Source organism: Veillonella orientalis, from assembly GCF_018406505.1.
Taxonomy (GTDB): Bacteria; Bacillota; Negativicutes; order Veillonellales; family Veillonellaceae; genus Veillonella; species Veillonella nakazawae.
Window position 1 is genome coordinate 29534 of sequence record NZ_AP022322.1, and the last position, 17127, is coordinate 46660.

Annotated in this window: 14 protein-coding genes; all 14 read left to right on the forward strand. The window is 33.0% G+C overall.

Annotated features, from left to right (window positions below; all coding sequences use genetic code 11):
- Positions 1–263 precede the first annotated feature (263 nt).
- The 14 genes from wbaP to VEIS1202513_RS00195 all read left to right on the forward strand — a co-directional run bounded on the left by wbaP (position 264) and on the right by VEIS1202513_RS00195 (position 16840).
- Positions 264–1700 (forward strand): undecaprenyl-phosphate galactose phosphotransferase WbaP, encoded by a 1437-nt coding sequence (gene wbaP, locus VEIS1202513_RS00130; RefSeq protein WP_213467452.1) that lies wholly within the window; start codon positions 264–266, stop codon positions 1698–1700.
- Positions 1700–2800, forward strand: a complete 1101-nt coding sequence (glf, locus tag VEIS1202513_RS00135; RefSeq protein WP_213467453.1) for a UDP-galactopyranose mutase — start codon at positions 1700–1702, stop codon at positions 2798–2800. The genes wbaP and glf overlap by 1 nt, the downstream gene beginning before the upstream one ends.
- On the forward strand, positions 2797–3801 hold the full coding sequence (locus VEIS1202513_RS00140; protein WP_213467454.1) for an acyltransferase family protein: 1005 nt from the start codon (positions 2797–2799) through the stop codon (positions 3799–3801). Before glf ends, VEIS1202513_RS00140 begins: the two co-directional genes overlap by 4 nt.
- Positions 3802–3826: 25 nt before the next feature.
- The gene (locus VEIS1202513_RS00145) at positions 3827–5443 is read left to right on the forward strand and encodes an O-antigen ligase family protein (RefSeq protein ID WP_213467455.1); all 1617 of its coding nucleotides are present in this window, start codon (positions 3827–3829) and stop codon (positions 5441–5443) included.
- Positions 5424–6194: a DUF4422 domain-containing protein gene (locus VEIS1202513_RS00150; protein ID WP_244856267.1), complete on the forward strand. Its 771-nt coding sequence runs from the start codon at positions 5424–5426 to the stop codon at positions 6192–6194. The genes VEIS1202513_RS00145 and VEIS1202513_RS00150 overlap by 20 nt, the downstream gene beginning before the upstream one ends.
- Positions 6195–6204: 10 nt before the next feature.
- On the forward strand, positions 6205–7296 hold the full coding sequence (locus VEIS1202513_RS00155) for a glycosyltransferase (protein ID WP_213467456.1): 1092 nt from the start codon (positions 6205–6207) through the stop codon (positions 7294–7296).
- Positions 7293–8294, forward strand: coding sequence for a polysaccharide deacetylase family protein (locus VEIS1202513_RS00160; RefSeq protein ID WP_213467457.1), 1002 nt, complete (start codon positions 7293–7295; stop codon positions 8292–8294). The genes VEIS1202513_RS00155 and VEIS1202513_RS00160 overlap by 4 nt, the downstream gene beginning before the upstream one ends.
- A gap of 9 nt (positions 8295–8303) precedes the next feature.
- Complete coding sequence (locus VEIS1202513_RS00165) at positions 8304–9101, forward strand: LicD family protein (RefSeq protein WP_244856268.1); 798 nt, start codon at positions 8304–8306, stop codon at positions 9099–9101.
- 16 nt (positions 9102–9117) lie between these two features.
- Positions 9118–9837: an IspD/TarI family cytidylyltransferase gene (locus VEIS1202513_RS00170; RefSeq protein ID WP_213467458.1), complete on the forward strand. Its 720-nt coding sequence runs from the start codon at positions 9118–9120 to the stop codon at positions 9835–9837.
- A 132-nt stretch (positions 9838–9969) separates the two neighbouring features.
- Positions 9970–11355: a lipopolysaccharide biosynthesis protein gene (locus VEIS1202513_RS00175; RefSeq protein WP_244856269.1), complete on the forward strand. Its 1386-nt coding sequence runs from the start codon at positions 9970–9972 to the stop codon at positions 11353–11355.
- 13 nt (positions 11356–11368) lie between these two features.
- Positions 11369–12289 (forward strand): NAD-dependent epimerase/dehydratase family protein, encoded by a 921-nt coding sequence (locus tag VEIS1202513_RS00180; protein ID WP_213467460.1) that lies wholly within the window; start codon positions 11369–11371, stop codon positions 12287–12289.
- Positions 12290–12294: 5 nt separating this feature from the next.
- The gene (locus tag VEIS1202513_RS00185; protein ID WP_213467461.1) at positions 12295–13350 is read left to right on the forward strand and encodes an NAD-dependent epimerase/dehydratase family protein; all 1056 of its coding nucleotides are present in this window, start codon (positions 12295–12297) and stop codon (positions 13348–13350) included.
- Between the two features lie 359 nt (positions 13351–13709).
- Entirely contained in the window at positions 13710–14036 is a 327-nt protein-coding gene (locus tag VEIS1202513_RS00190; protein WP_039968814.1) for a hypothetical protein, read from the forward strand.
- 590 nt (positions 14037–14626) lie between these two features.
- Positions 14627–16840 carry an autotransporter outer membrane beta-barrel domain-containing protein gene (locus tag VEIS1202513_RS00195; protein WP_213467462.1) on the forward strand — a complete coding sequence of 738 codons (2214 nt, stop codon included), beginning with the start codon at positions 14627–14629 and terminating at the stop codon, positions 16838–16840.
- The last annotated feature ends 287 nt before the right edge of the window (positions 16841–17127 follow it).

Here is a 17127-nt window from a genome sequence, read left to right on the forward strand (position 1 = left end):
GAGAATTAATTGAGAATCACACGGTTATTTAGGAAATATTTACGCATTATTTAATTGATTTTTATGTCTAATTTAAATAGACCCAAAATCTCCAAAAAACTGCATAAAAGATAGCTAAAATCTATGTTTTTTCATAGTTTTAAACTTTTGAATATGATACAATATATGTAAATATTGGTACATTGTATTCGTATGGTTTAGAGGTTGTTTTCTTAAAAATTGTATTGAGAAAACAACCTTTTTTTATAGTTTGGGGTATTAGTATGAATAGTTCTGGATATAATAATCACAACAAATTGCTTATTAGCAAAATTATAGTGCTTATAGCAGATTATGTTTCTATTGTGTTAGGCACATTAGCGGCCTATCATTTGCGGTTAAATTTGCCATTTTTACCGGTGAGTCCACATTTTAAGGTAGATGAAATCTATGTATATGGCATTATACCTCTTGTGTTTCTAGCCATATTACTTCTCAATAATGCATACTCAGTAGTATCTCCTTATTGGGATACGATGAAGAACCTATTCCGCAGTATCACTATTGGCGTCGTTGTATCCATTGTACTCATGTACACAGGTCATGTAATCAACGATGTATCTCGACTCTTTGTTATCTTTGCCTATTTATTTATGCTACTCTTTATCTTTAGTAGTCGTTTTATTGTAGGCAAGATTCTCTCAAAGGCAGGATATTTAAATATACCAGTTTTATTAGTTGGTGCAGGTAAAACAGCAGAGCTCGTAAAGAAATCCTTAGATCGCATGCCGATTGCTACGTACAAGATTATTGGTTATGTAGATGATAATCCTAAATCCTCTACTATTGCTAAAGAATATCCATGTTTAGGTGCTTTTTCTGATGTTGAACATGTTATCAAAGATACAGGTGTACAAACAGTTCTTATTTGTGCACCAGGGCTAGAACCTAAAAAGTTAGTATCATTGGTCAATCAATTGCAATTATTGGTAAAACGCGTAGCCTTTGTGCCTGAGTTATTTGGTTTGCCAGCAAGTAATATTACGGCTCGGGGCATGATGGAAGAGCAAGCCGTTGTATTGCGCGTACAAAATAACTTGGCTCGCAAGTCTAACCGCATTATGAAGCGCATCTTTGATATTGTAGCTACTGTATGTGGGGGCATATTGATTTTGCCAATACTTGCTATAATAGCTTTGTTAATCTATCTAGATTCTCCAGGGCCTATCGTATTTGGTCATAAGCGCGTTGGCCAAGGTGGTAAAGAGTTCCCATGCTATAAATTCCGCTCCATGGTGCCGAATGCACAAGAGGCATTGGAGGTATATTTGAAAGAAAATCCTGCAGCTCGTGAAGAATGGGAACGAGATTTCAAATTGAAAGATGATCCTCGTGTTACTCGTATTGGTAAATTCCTTCGCAAAACAAGCCTTGATGAATTGCCACAATTGTGGAATGTTCTCGTTGGTGATATGAGCCTCGTAGGTCCACGTCCTATCGTGCGCGATGAAATCGTAAAATACGGCGACTATATCAACGACTTTTACCTTGTACCACCAGGAATTACCGGTGTATGGCAAGTTAGCGGTCGTAGCGATACTACCTATGAAGAGCGTGTATTAATGGACTCTTGGTATGTTCATAACTGGTCCGTGTGGATCGATATTGTATATCTTTTGAAAACTGTGTTGGCTGTTGTTAAGTCGAAAGGGGCTTATTAATGAAATACGATTATTTAGTAGTTGGGGCAGGCCCATTCGGTGCTGTATTTGCCCATGAGGCGCACAAGCGTGGTAAATCTGTACTTGTTATCGATCGTCGTAATCATATAGCAGGTAATTTGTATTGTGAAAACAAAGACGATATTAACATTCACGTGTATGGTGCGCATATTTTTCATACATCCTTAAAGCATGTGTGGGATTATGTGAATCAATTTGCTGAGTTCAATCACTATGTAAATAGTCCTGTAGCGAATTATAAAGGTGAAATGTACAATTTGCCTTTTAATATGAATACCTTCTCCAAAATGTGGAATATTCGAACTCCTAAAGAGGCACATGACATCATTACTAAGCAACGATCTGCTATTACAAGTGAACCTAAGAACCTAGAAGAGCAAGCTATTAGCCTTGTAGGCACAGATATTTACGAAAAGCTCATCAAAGGGTATACAGAAAAACAATGGGGTCGTAAATGTACTGAATTGCCAGCTTTCATTATTAAGCGCTTACCAGTTCGTTATACATATGATAACAATTACTTTAATGACCGTTTCCAAGGCATTCCTATGGGCGGTTATACCAAGATGATTGAACGCATGTTAGAGGGTATTGAAGTTCGTTTAGGCGTAGACTTCCTCAAACATCGCGATGAATATGAAGCCTTGGCAGATACAATCATCTATACAGGTCCTATTGATGAGTATTTTGATTACTCTGAAGGTGTATTGGAATATCGTGGCCTTCACTTTGAAACAGAACGTCTTGAAGAGGAAAATCATCAAGGTGTTGCCGTTGTGAACTATACAGAAGGGGACATTCCGTATACTCGCATTATTGAACATAAGCATTTTGAATTTGGTACACAACCTGTTACATATGTAACAAAAGAATATCCAAAGGACTGGAAAATTGGCGAAGAGGCCTATTATCCAGTGAATGATGTAAAGAATTTAGACCTTTACGCAAAATATGTTAAAAAGGCTGAAACGATTTCTAATGTTATCTTTGGTGGTCGTTTAGGGGAATATAAATATTACGATATAGATAAGGTTATTGCTAGTGCCTTGGCACTATGTGATAAGGAGTTTAAGGAATGAGAATTGAGTGGCTAGATTCATTAAAGGGTTTTGCTATATTTTTAGTTGTTGTTGGGCATGTTATTCTTGGCTATATTAGAGCGGAAACATTTACAGATTATCAATGGAGCTTACAGTTTGTATATGATGTAATTTATAGTTTCCATATGCCATTGTTTTTTTTGATTAGTGGCTATTTATATAAGCTTACATGGTCACAAAAAAATTCAGGTCTGATTAAAAAAATTTCTAATAAGTTTTTAAATATGATACCTATGTATTTGTTATTTTCAGTTGTATTTTGGTTATCTAAATATTATGCAACGCTGTATGGAAATATCCAAATGAGTGATCATTTTAATTTAGCTGATTTAATGCATATTTATATAGCACCACTTTCTTATTTGTGGTTTTTATACGTGCTCATTTGGCTTTTTGTAGCTATTCCCATATTTGAATCTAAGATAAAGCCTATAATTATTTTTATCAGTTTTCTAGTATTATATTTTTTTATGCCACCAGTTCAGGGATTATTAAAGATTATTAATTTAATTGTCTATGGAGGCGTATATTTTACATTAGGATCTGTACTATGTATGTATCAGGATCAACTCAGGACAATTATTTGTAATAAGTTGAATGGTATTGGTTTGATTAGCATTGTCCTGGCAGTGATTACATTTCCTTATATTGAAGTACATAATATTTTAAAGTTTATATGTGCTATATCAGGTTCTGTTTTTTTATCTATTCTATTTTTTAAGTTTAAGAATATAAAATGGGTTACTATTTGGAATATTTGTGGTCGTTACTCTTTGGGAATCTATATTTTACACTTATATTTTTCTGGGCCATTAAGAACTATATTTAAGCACCTGTCTATTGATAATATCATGGTGTGTTTAATTTTATCTTGTATGATTAGTACAATAGTGCCTATTTTTATTGTTAAGTTTTTTGATAGATATAAAATAACCTCTTGGATTTTTGGTAATTCCAAGTTAATCAAATTAAAATCATAAGATGAGAGTAGTAGGATGAGAGTATATGTCTAGTAATAAATATATTGATAGTTTAATAGGATTAAGTTTTATATTTGTAATATTTCCTGTAATCCCTATGTCTTTACGAATAGGTTTTTTAGGTGGTGAGTTTTCAGCAAAAGCATCATTTTATACACTATTTATTTGTTTAGTATATAGTGTATGGCTAAAAAGACATAGTCTACGTCAATATCATTTATATTGGAAAGAATTATTGTATATAGCTCTTTTAGGTTTCAGTATTGCTGTATCTTTAGTTCATGGTTTGATTAATTTCCCTTACTATGATTTAGTTCCTGGCACTAATTATATGAATCATAAATTGGAAGCCATAATTCAATTGATATTTAATGAATCTGTGAGTGAATATACATTATCTGTCATTCATTTTTGCTTTAGGGTTTTAAAGAATTCTTTGACTCAACTTATTTTTACATTTGGATTTTCTTATTTGATTTTTTATTGGTATAAAAATCGTTCGGAAACAATTTTGAAAATAGTAAGTAAGGGTTCATTAATTTCGGCTAGTCTAGTTGTTGTTTTTGGTGTTATTGAACTATTTTATTTTGATAAACAACAATGGGCACTTTCATTATTAACATACATAAGACCTATTGTTCATGCTATTGAGATTAATAATACATGGTGGCCACCATTATTTTGGCCAGAATTACAATTTAGGTCTCTATTTCCTGAACCATCCTTTTTAGGGATTTATGCAGTTATTACGATTCCTTTTATATGGAGTATTATTTTTACATCTAAGAATAAAAAGTTGGTAGGATTATCTTTCATTATTCTATTGCTTTTAGAGATGATTACTTTATTGGCAAATAGTAGAACTGCAACAGTTTTTTTAATAATAGATCACATATTGCTTGTATTGGCAATTTGTATTCAGTTTAGAAATAAAAAATTTGTAATACATTCGGTTCTTGTAACTTTAATAGGGGTTTTAGCTTTTATAGGAAATATAGCATATACATCTAATGTTCTTTATGTACAAAATGCTACTACTAAAAGTATAAATACAACTAATGCAACAATTAAAAATATATCAACTCAGCAGGTTGCAAATGAAATTACATCTTATGGAGAAAACAATATTACGTCTTTATCTAAAAAAGATGGTCGTAGTAATAACCAAAGATATGGTGTTATGAAAGCTGATTTGAATATATTCATAGAAAATCCATTATTAGGTATTGGACAAGGTTTACGAACCCCTTATGTCCTAAATCACTTAGATGAAGATACATTGAATAATACAGAAGTTAAAATGTGGATTGATAATGTTAAAAATAAAGGTCTTATTAATATTTCAATTCCCATGTTAGGCGAATATACCTCTCGTTTATCGGAAACAGGGATTATAAGTTTTGTATTGTTTATGGGACCTATTGTATTCTTATTAGTCAGATTACTTATTTATGTATTTAAAAATCCAAAAGATATATGGATTATATTTTTTACCATTGCTTATATAGAGTCTTTGTTGACCGGGATAGGAACGACTTTAAATGAGCTGTATTATTTTTGGATATTATTAGGGTTTGGTTATGCATTAGTATATACGAGAAATTCATATCGTAATAAGGTGGATGAAATTAGTGAATATTAAGATTTTAGTAGCAACACATAAACAATATTGGATGCCTGAAGATTCTGTTTATATGCCGATTCATGTAGGACGAGACGGTAAGGCTGATATTGGTTATACAGGGGATCATACAGGAGATAATATATCTTCAAAGAATGCTAATTACTGTGAATTGACGGGCCTCTATTGGGCGTGGAAAAATCTTGATGCGGATTATATTGGTCTTGTTCATTACAGACGTCATTTTACACGCAAAGAGGTACGTTCTGTAGAGGACAAAAAGAATCAAATTTTAACGGGTGAAGAATGGGAGAAATTACTTTTACAATATCCTGTAGTAGTAGCAGATAAGCGTAAATATTATATTGAGTCTAATCGTTCTCACTATAATAATGCCCACCATAGCTCAGGACTGGATGCAGCAGAGCAAATCATCGCTGAAAAATATCCCGAATATAGCGCTGCTTTCACAAAGGTATGCAATCGTACCTGGGCGCATATGTTCAACATGTTTGTTATGCGTCGAGATTTATTTGATCAATACTGTGAATGGATGTTTTCCATCTTAGAAGAAATCGAAAAAAGTGTTGATATTTCTGATTATGATACATATGAAGCGCGTATCTATGGCTTTGTTAGTGAAATCTTGCTTGATGTATGGATTGAAGCTAATAATATTAACTATAAAGAACAAAATGTATCTTTCATGGAACCTCAAAATTGGATTAAAAAAGGTGGATTATTTTTAAAACGCAAATTATTTGGGAGATAATATACTGACTATGATAAAGGTAATAGAACTTCCTATAGATAAAGATATGGGAGGTTTAACATCTTATGTTCTTCAATTATATAGAATGATTGATAAAAAAGAATTTGAATTAACACTACTGAGTTATGATGATCCTCAAAATTTTGATGTAAATTATAATGTAGAGACTGTTAGTAGACCATATCATATTATTCAATTTTATAAAAAAATGAAGTGCCTGCTTTCTGAAGGTAAAGATATCATTCATTTTCATCAATCTTATGTCAATATTATTCCTATTTTGATTGCTAAATTAGCTGGTTTTAAAACTATTATTTTACATACGCATAGCTCTAGTATAGATGATAATCGAAAAATCATACGCTTTCTAAAGACAGGATTACATAAGGTTGGAAGATTTTTATTACCTTATTTGGTTGATACTTATATAGGCTGCTCTACTAAGGCCTCAGAATGGATGTTTCCTAGAACGTGTATAGATAGTGATTCATATTATTTATTACATAATGCTATCGATTTAGATTTATATGATAGAAATATAAATCTAGGGTTGGAGGTTAGACAAAAATTCAACATTCCTAAGGATGCATTGGTAGTAGGACATATTGGTCGTTTTACGCCTGTTAAAAATCATCCTTTTATTATCGATATATTTAAAGAGGTATTAAAACAAAATCCTAATAGTTATTTATTTCTCTTGGGGGATGGTGTAGAACGTCATAAGATTGAAAGTCTTGTAAAATCAGCAGCTATATCTGACAAGGTTATTTTTATGGGGTATGTAAATAACACTGTGGATATTATGCAAGCTATAGATATTATGATATTACCTTCTTTATTTGAAGGGCTCCCCCTAATTGCTATTGAGTCTCAAGCATTAGGTATACCAATATTAGTATCTGATACGATTACACCAGAGGTTGTGTTAACTGATTTATGTAGGACTTTATCAATTGATAATCCTAAACCATGGGCTTATGAGATTATATCTAAATTTGGTAAGAATAAATATATTGATTATAGAGCTAGAATTAAAGAGTTAGGTTATGACTCCAGTGTTGCTATAAAGAAGATTGAAAATATATACAAGGGAAAACAATGAGTCTAAAAGGTTATATAAAAGAGAATCTACCATGGATTCGATCTATCTATAGAAAAAGATGGGCTCCAATTAATTTAATCCATAATATTTATGATAAGCCAGTAGTTGTTTTACTTTATCATAGAGTAAATTATTTAAATCGTGATTTATTTAATATTAATGTAACTCCTGATAATTTTGAAAGACATATTCGAATTTTAAAAAATCACTATAATGTAATAACTTTTAATGATTTAAAAAGCAATGATATAAAGGAACCATCTGTTATTATTACCTTTGATGATGGATATTATGATAATTACAAATATGCCTTTCCAATTTTAAAAAAGTATCAAGTACCAGCGACGATTTTTATAACATCTGGCGGTGTAGATACGGGTAAAGAGTTTTGGTGGGATCGATTAGAAACTGTTTTATTCGAAAATAAAAATCTACTAGAATCAATTGAGTTAGATATATTAAATCAAAGACATATATTTGATGTATCTGATGATAAAAAGCGGTTACATAGTTTTTATATATTACACCATATGCTTTTTTCTCTACATCCTAATGAAAGAGATATGATGTTAGACAGATGGTATGAGTCTTATGGATTGAAGGTTAATCCTAATAATAGGACTATGACTTCATCGGAGTTAATAGAGTTATATCAAAGTCAGTTAATCACATTAGGAGCGCATACTATTCATCATCCAGCGTTGAAACAAATTAGTAGAGAAGAACAAATACATGAAATACAATCTTCTAAGCTTTTTTTAGAGAACTTGTTACATACGGATATAGATATTTTTGCGTATCCTTTTGGTCATAAAGAAAGTTTTGATCAAGTGACAGAACAAATTGTTCAAGATCTAGGATTCACATATTCAGTTAGTACTAAAAGAGCACAGCTTCATTCTAATACTAATCCATTTTCTATACCTAGATTCGGCATTGAAGACTGGTCAGAAGATGAATTTATACGACAAATGAAGTTAGTATGGTTTGAAAATTAGGAGATTTTTATGATGTTGACTATATCTGAAATTCAAGATCATTTATATATAATGCTTAAAGAGTTTGATTCCTTTTGTAAAGAGAATGATATTAAATATTCGCTATCAGGAGGATCATTATTGGGGGCCATTAGACATAAAGGTTTTATTCCTTGGGATGATGATATAGACATTTGTTTAAGTCGACCAGATTATGAAAAATTAATTACTATATTTCCAAAGGTTTTTCATAGCAATTACCTGCTTAGATCTATTGAGCGTAATAACTCAAAATATCCTTTTGCACGATTAGAAAAGCTTGATATCAAGATTGAAGATGAGTACAGTAATGCTAATCAGTTTTTATTTATGGATATTATGCCTGTTGATGGATTACCAAATGATAAAAATGAAGTTGTTAGTATCTATAAAAAACGTAAAGTTTATAGTAAAATGCTCGAATTGTGCGATGCTAAATTAGGTCATGGTAAATCATTTAGTAGAGCATTTATCAAGTCTATATTAATTGTTTTTGCTAAATGTATGGGATATAAATATTGGGCTCATAAATTAGATCAATTAGCAAAACAGTATGATTATAATACTTCTGATTATGTAGGAGCTATTACTGGGGGCGTTTATGGTGAAGCTGAATGTATGGTAAAAGATGCTTTTGAAAAACGTGTCCTTATAGAATTTAGAGATTTAAAATTAGAGGTTTTTTCATGTTATGATACATATTTAAGTAATTTATATGGTCGTAACTATATGGAAATACCGCCAGAAGGTAAACGTAAAATATCAAGTATTAGAGCATATGAGATTTAATGTATAGGGGTATAGCATGAATATAGGTATTATTTTTGCTGGAGGAACTGGACAACGCATGAGTTCAACTGGCACACCGAAACAATTGCTAGAAGTTAATGGGAAACCAATATTAGTGTATACGCTAGAATACTTTCAAAATAATGATAATATTGATGGAATTGTTTTGGTAGTATTAGAGTCTATTATTGGAGAGGTTAGTAAATTAGTACAAAAATATAGTTTGGATAAAGTAAAGTCGATTATTCCTGGTGGAAAAACAGGACAAGAGTCGATTTATCTTGGAATTCAAGAGTCTTCAAGACTATATGATCAAGATAGTATAGTTTTGCTACATGATGGGGTTAGACCTATTATTTCTGACGAGCTAATTAATACGTGTATATCGTCCACAAAAACATATGGTAATGCTATTACTGTTTCACAAGCTATAGAAACTATTGTTTTAAAAGATAATGAGCCTTCCCATGTAGGGAAAATACTTTCTCGAGATGAATGTTTACTTGCTAAAGCCCCACAATGTTTCTATTTAAAAGATATTTATAAGGCACATGACAAAGCAAGATCTGAAAACTTGGAGTTCATAGATTCGGCATCTATGATGCAGTTTTATGGGACTGAACTGTTTACAGTAATAGGACCAGCTGAGAATATTAAGATTACAACACCTATTGATTTTTATACATTTAAGGCTTATTTAGAAGTAAAAAATAGCCTCAATATTATGGGATTATAGGCTGATATTATGCGGACAGTTAGTGCAATTAAGAACATAAATTCCACGTTAATTGTATATGGATTTAATATGGTATTACAGTTCATTATCCGTTTTGTATTACTATATTATTTATCCATTGAATATTTAGGCTTGAATGGTTTATTTGATAATATTTTGACTGTATTATCTCTTACTGAATTAGGTATTGGTCCAGCTATTATATTTAGTTTATATTCTCCTTTAGCTAATCATGATTTAGAAACAGCAAAATCAATCATGAGAATATTTAAAAAAGCATATATTTATATTGGTACACTTATTCTATTCTTAGGGTTATGTATATCGCCTTTTGTTCAACATCTTATAAAGGTACCTCCTAATATTGCATATTTAAATATTTTCTTTTTACTTTTTGTTGTTGATACGGGTATTAGTTATTTTTACTCTTATAAAAAATGCTTGCTTATAGCTGACCAAAAACAATATATAGCTAACTATTACAGAGGGATTACTCAACTGATAGGGAGTTTATTCCAAATTGCCTTAGTCATTTTAACTCATAGTTTTTGGGTATATATTATTCTACGTATATGTATGACTTTTTCTGAGAATTTTTTAATAGCTAGAAAAGCCGATCACTTATATTCGTTCTTAAATGAAAAGAACATTCAGCCTTTAAATAAAGATATATACCAAAGTATTATTAGAAATATAAAGGCCTTAATACTTCATAAAATTGGTGGTGTTACTGTTTTTGGAACATCAAATATTATTTTATCAAAATTTGTAGGTTTAAGTGCTGTTGCGTTATATACGAATTATTATTTGATTATTAATGGCATCGATAAGTTGTCTGATCAGGTATTTAATGCACTAAAGGCATCTGTAGGAAATTTGAATGAGTCTCATGATGATGCTCATAAATTAGTCATTTTCAAGAGATTAGAATTTATGACAGCCTATTTGGCTTGTTTTATCTGTAGTAACTTGTACCTTTTGTTAAATCCGTTTATTACCATCTGGCTAGGAAATAGCTATCGTTTTGATGAAAGTATAGTGCTTTGGATGGTCATCAACTTCTATCTAATGTTTATGCGTAAAGGCGTCTTAGTATTTAAAGATGCTATGGGGCTCTTTTGGCAAAATCGATATATGTCTTTAATAGAGGCCTTAATAAATTTAGGATCTTCCATTGTTTTGGTTCAATATTTTGATGTTTGGGGCGTGTTATTGGCTATGTTTATTAGTACGATTTGTATGCCTTTTATAGTTGAACCATATGTTTTGTTTAAATACGGATTACGTTGGTCTTTGGCTAGTTATTTTAAACTTTATTTCCGTTATACTCTAATTACATTTATATTAGTTTATTTCAGTAAATTCTTATCACAGTTTATTGCTTTGGATAGTGGCTGGTTTGGGCTTTTACTGGGGGTTGTATGTAATAGCATCTTTATAATAGTGGCATGGGGAATATTATTTATTAGAAGTAAAGAATTAAGGTTTTATCTTGATTTAATAAAAAGTAGGCTATAAGAAGGGGATAATAATGAGAATAACTGTAACTGGTGGGGCTGGATTTATTGGCTCCCATTTAGTTGATCGTTTAATAGAGGATGGTCATACTGTACAGGTTATTGATAACTTATATACAGGAAATAAAGAATTTGTTCATTCGAAAGCACAATTCGTAGAATTGGATATTAGAGATCCAAAGTTATACTCTGTCTTAGAAGAATTTCATCCAGACTATATATTTCATGAGGCTGCACAAACTGAAGTTTCCACATCTATGAGTGATCCAATGTTAGATTGTGATATTAATTTGATGGGGTTAATCAATTTACTTAATGCAGCAGTAAAACTAGATGTTAAAAAGTTTTTGATGCCATCTTCTGCAGCGGTTTATGGTAATTTAGATACATTACCACTAAATGAGGAAATGATTGGAAATCCGTCTTCATTTTATGGATTAACAAAGTTAACTACAGAACATTATCTTCGTATCTATCATGAATCTTTTGGATTACCATATATATGTTATCGTTATTCGAATGTGTTTGGTCCACGACAAGGTAATGGTGGAGAGGGGGGCGTTATTAGTATTTTTGCTAAAGCGATTGTACAAGGCTCTCCTATTATTATTTACGGTGATGGAAAACAAACAAGGGACTTTATATATGTGGATGATGTAGTTGAAGCTAATATTTTAGGTATGCAACACCAGGTTACAGGTATTTATAATGTAAGTACTGGCATCTCAAGTTCCGTCAATTTGTTAGTGGATGAGTTTAGAAATATTAGCGGTAAAGATATAGAGGTAGTTTATGATAAGCCTAGATTAGGCGATATTAGAGATTCTGTTTTGGCAACTGATAAATCAGAAAAAGAGCTTTTATTTACAGCAAAATATAACTTACACGATGGGCTAATAAAAACATATGAGTATTTTAAAACAGTAGAGGGTTAATATTTATGAATGATGTTTTATCTTATGAGTTGGAACGCACTGTTAAAGATATTCATATTTTCTTATCAAAACTTTCAGGGAAAACTATTTTGATAACGGGAGCGACCGGTTTCATAGGATCTATGCTCACCCGATTATTTTTAGTTAGTAATATGAAATATGGAACAGATATTAATATTATTTGTTCCGTGAGAAATATAGAAAAGGCAGAGGCTTTGTTCTCTAACCTTAAGAATTCAGAACAGTTAGTCTATATTACTAATGGCCTTGCTGCATGTAATGATTCTGTTGATTATATATTTCACACAGCAGCACCTACTACATCTAAGTTTTTTGTTACACAACCAGTTGAAACGTTAAATGGTAGCATTAGTACAACATTAGACGTCTTGCAATATGCAACAAAGAATAAAGTTAAAAAAATCGTATATTTATCTTCTATGGAGCAATATGGTATTCAGCAAATAGATTATCAAAATATGACTGAAGAAGATTTAGGTTATATTGATCATTTAGATGTTAGAAGCTCGTATTCCGAAGGTAAACGTATTTGTGAATGTTACTGTAGTGCTTATTTTCATGAATTTCATGTACCTGTTTGTATTGCTCGCGTTGCACAATGCTTTGGCCCAGGTCTTTCACTTTTAGATAATCGCGTATCTATGCAGTTTGCAAAAAGTGTTATATATAATGAAAATATTATTTTACATACGACAGGACAATCTGTATCAAACTTTTGTTATATAACTGATGTACTTTCCGCTTTGGTACTATTACTGTTTAAGGGAGAAAGTGGAGAAGCATACAATATATGCAATAGTGATGAAACAAGAAGTATCAAAGATATTGCAAATTTAGTAGCAAAAGAAGTTGCTAAGGGTAGAATAGATGTGGTATTTAATATACCGGATAATGCTAATCAATATGGATATGCACATGATGTAAAGTTTATTCTAAATAGTGAAAAAATCCAGTCATTAGGGTGGAAACCTAAGATTAATATGGTTACGGGATATAAAAATCTGATTGAATATATAATTTATGAAAATGATAAATTATAAGTTCAGGTCATTTTTGAATTAATATAATTGCCTCAACGACCTTCGGGATTTACCTATTGCACGATAATAAGCTAGTCATGCATTATATGTGGGATCATGTCTTTAGTACGTATCAATATTACGATTCACCGTTATTACCGATCTATGCTGTGTTAATAGTGGCGTTCGTTTTTGTCATTGGCATGTGCGTAGACTATTTGCGGATAGCTTTTATAGAAAAACCTGTTATGAAACGCATTACGTCGTACATTGAAAGTAGTCAATCATGGGTGGTTCAGAAGGTGCTATTTTAATGTGAATTTCACCGTTTTTTTGGTATAATAAACAAGTATTCCAACGATAAAACGGAGGTAATTCTAATGCGTAAATTCTTATATATGTTAGCAGCTCTACTCGTGTTGATCGGTATTAATACACATGATGTAGAAGCTCGTACAGATGTGTATGCTACAACCTATAATGGTAATAGCTGGTATGTAGACCAAGACTCTGTGAAGAGAGTAGGGGATGTACTCAACTTTACGGTGTACACTACATCTGGCCTTAGCTATAAGGTATCATCTAGCGATAGTAACTATTACAATGCAGATGTATTCTACTATAACAACAAACTCGTTTCAGACAATGGCCAATCTGTATGGAAATCTCCAGGTATGATGGCCGCTATGCGTGTGGCACGTAGATAAAGAATAAAGGCAGCGATTCGATCGCTGCCTTTTGGTCTGTATAAGTGTACTATAGTATCGTTTATCCGTATTTGACGATATATAAGATTAACCCTATAATATAAATAGATAGCCAAGCGAGTAGATCCGTCGGGCTCATCTCAAGAGAATAAATAATTGATGAAATGGCCTTTCAGTTACCTAATTATCTAGGGATAACGAAGGGCTATTTGTCTTTTCCAAGACAAATAAGCGCCACGAGTGCACCAAAAGCAATGACTACAGTCATTACCTCTAGGATTAGCATGATTAACTCATAATCACTCATAGACAACCCTCCCTTCATAGACGAAGAGAGGCCCAACCTCGCTTAACTATCCTATATCAATTATAGGGCGAACATATAAGCGAATCAATAAGAATCTATTTATAGAAATATACAAAAATATATATACGTATACGTTAGCAGTAACTATAATTACTGCTTTTTTTACTTGTGATAATTTTATAGTTATGTGGCAAATTTCCCTCATATTTACAAGAATATAATTATTAAATATAATTAAATTATTTAATAATAGTTTATAGTGTGTAAATGAGAGAGGGTTTTTATGAAACGTATGTATAAAGCAAACCTATCTTTAGCGATTGCTCTGACGATTGCTAGCTCTGTGGTGCCTTATGTGATGGCAGAGGGGATGACGATTACTGCTACTAATGGTGGGTCATTCAAGGCTGGCGAAATGACAAACTACATATCTACCATTGAGGCAGATAATGGTAGTACAGTTAGTATTGATAAAGCTGTTGCTAATACTGGCTATAATAACAAGCCTTTCATTAGCAGTAAAGGTGGTAGTATAGTTAGCCTTAAGGAAGGCGTTTATGATGTTCAAAATGTAAGCACTCCTGTTGCAGTGGCTCAAGGTGGCACCGTTAATATTGGTGTAGACGGCAATAAAGGTAATTTTACTGGTAAGGACTTGTCTTTAGTAGGTGATGTTATCGTTAAAAGCGACCCAAATCATGCGTCTGAGATCAATATTGGTATCATTGGCAAAGAATCTCTTTGGGATGGTTTAGCCTTTAACTTAGCAGACAAAGACGCAAAGCATCCAAGTCATATCAATGTATTCCTTGGCGACTATGGTTCTTGGGAGCTTTTCTATCAAGGCGGCTTGCATGAAGGAACATTAGATGGTGGTACACAACCTAGCCATGTACATCGACTTGTAGGCTCTAAGAATCGCAACTATGCGAATATGGTAACCCAAAGTGAGCATAATAAGCTATATGTAGATAAGCTTGAAGGGCATGTAAACTTTATTTACGATCCTAATGATGAAGGTGGCGATACTGAGGATCCAAGCTATCAACCACCAACGAAAACCTATAATGGTTTAACTCCAGATTCCTTCTGGGGTGGTGATATTCATATTACAAGTGCGGCTCCTGGTGCAGCAGCTCATGTGTACACTACTCAACGAGGTCTAGACCTGTCCTCTGAGGCCAATGTGAATAAGATTTTAGATAACTTGGCTCACAAGATGTACTACCATAACTATGTTAATGGTGAAAGAAATCTTCAAGGTACAGTAGCCATTGCATCTAATGGTTCTGAATCTGGTCGTTTTAAAGTGCTTACATCTGGTCATGCCAAAGAAGGCGATATTACATGGCAAGCAGATAAAGATGGTCAAGGTAAATACGTATATGGTGAAAATAAACCTGTACCAAAACCTCAACCTAAGCCAGAAGTTAAACCAACTCCTAAACCTGAGGTTAAGCCGGTACCAACTCCGACTCCTAAACCAGAGGTAAAGCCTACTCCAAAACCTGAGGTTAAGCCAGCACCAAAACCAACACCTAAACCAGAAGTGAAACCAGTTCCAGTGCCAGATCGTAATTCTCACATTCACGTTATCATGGGTGATTTTGATACACCTCATATGCGCGGTGCCCGTTCTGCTATCATGAGCAATATCAACGGATGGAGAACATTAACAGATAATATGTATCGTCCACGCGTATTGCAACAAGGCGAACCAACAGGTATTTGGGCTCGCGTTGGAGGCGGTAAATATAGCTATGACGCAAAAGGTATCGACACAGATACAACATATACACGCATTCAAGGCGGTTACGATGCTAAAACAGGTAGCGGCTGGACTGTAGGTGGTCAAGTATCCTACCTTCGTGGCAACGATGATTACGTATTTAATGGTACTGGTAAGGAAAAAGCCTTTGCTGTAGGTGCTTACGGTGTGAAAGATCTTGGTAAAGATCAATATATTCACATCGAATCTCAAGTAGGCCGCGTTTCTAATGCTTTCACAGCTCGCAATGAAATTGGTGAAAGCCTTTCTGGAGAAACGAAAGCAAATGCTTATACAATTGGTGCACGATATGGTAAAACTGTGAAATTCCAAAACGGCACGTATATCGAGCCACAAGCACAATTGAGCTACACTCACTTCGGTGGGGATAGCTTTGATGCAGGTCGTATGCATGTCAACGAATCTGGTGTAAGCAGCACAGCAGGTGGCCTTGGCCTTGAAATCGGTAAAACATTCGGCGCAGGTAACATCTATACTCGCGTTGGTGTAAACCATGCCTTCTCTGGCACTGTAAATACAGCGTACACAACTGGCAATACTACAAAATATACAAAACAAGACCTTAAAGGCACTTGGACCGATCTAGCATTCGGTGGTCGCTATGGCTTCAATGCTAATAACAGCATCTTTGCTGACCTTAGCACAGGATTATCCGGTGACTATAAAGCAGGCTGGTCTGTAAATGCTGGATTTACACATAAATTCTAAGGATCAATTTAATAAATTATTCTTTGTAATATAGCCAATATATAAAGCCTCCTAATAGTAGAGTAATAACTTTATTATTAGGAGGCTTTTATAATATATTTCGTATATTTCTATTAATAGATTCTTATTGATTCGCCCATATGTTCTCTATATAATTGACTTAGGATAGTCAGGCGAGGTTGGGCCTCTCTTCGTTAATGAAGGGAGGGTTGTCTATGAGTGATTATGAGTTAATCATGTTAATCCTAGAAGTAATGACTGTAATCATTGCTTTTGGTGCACTCGTG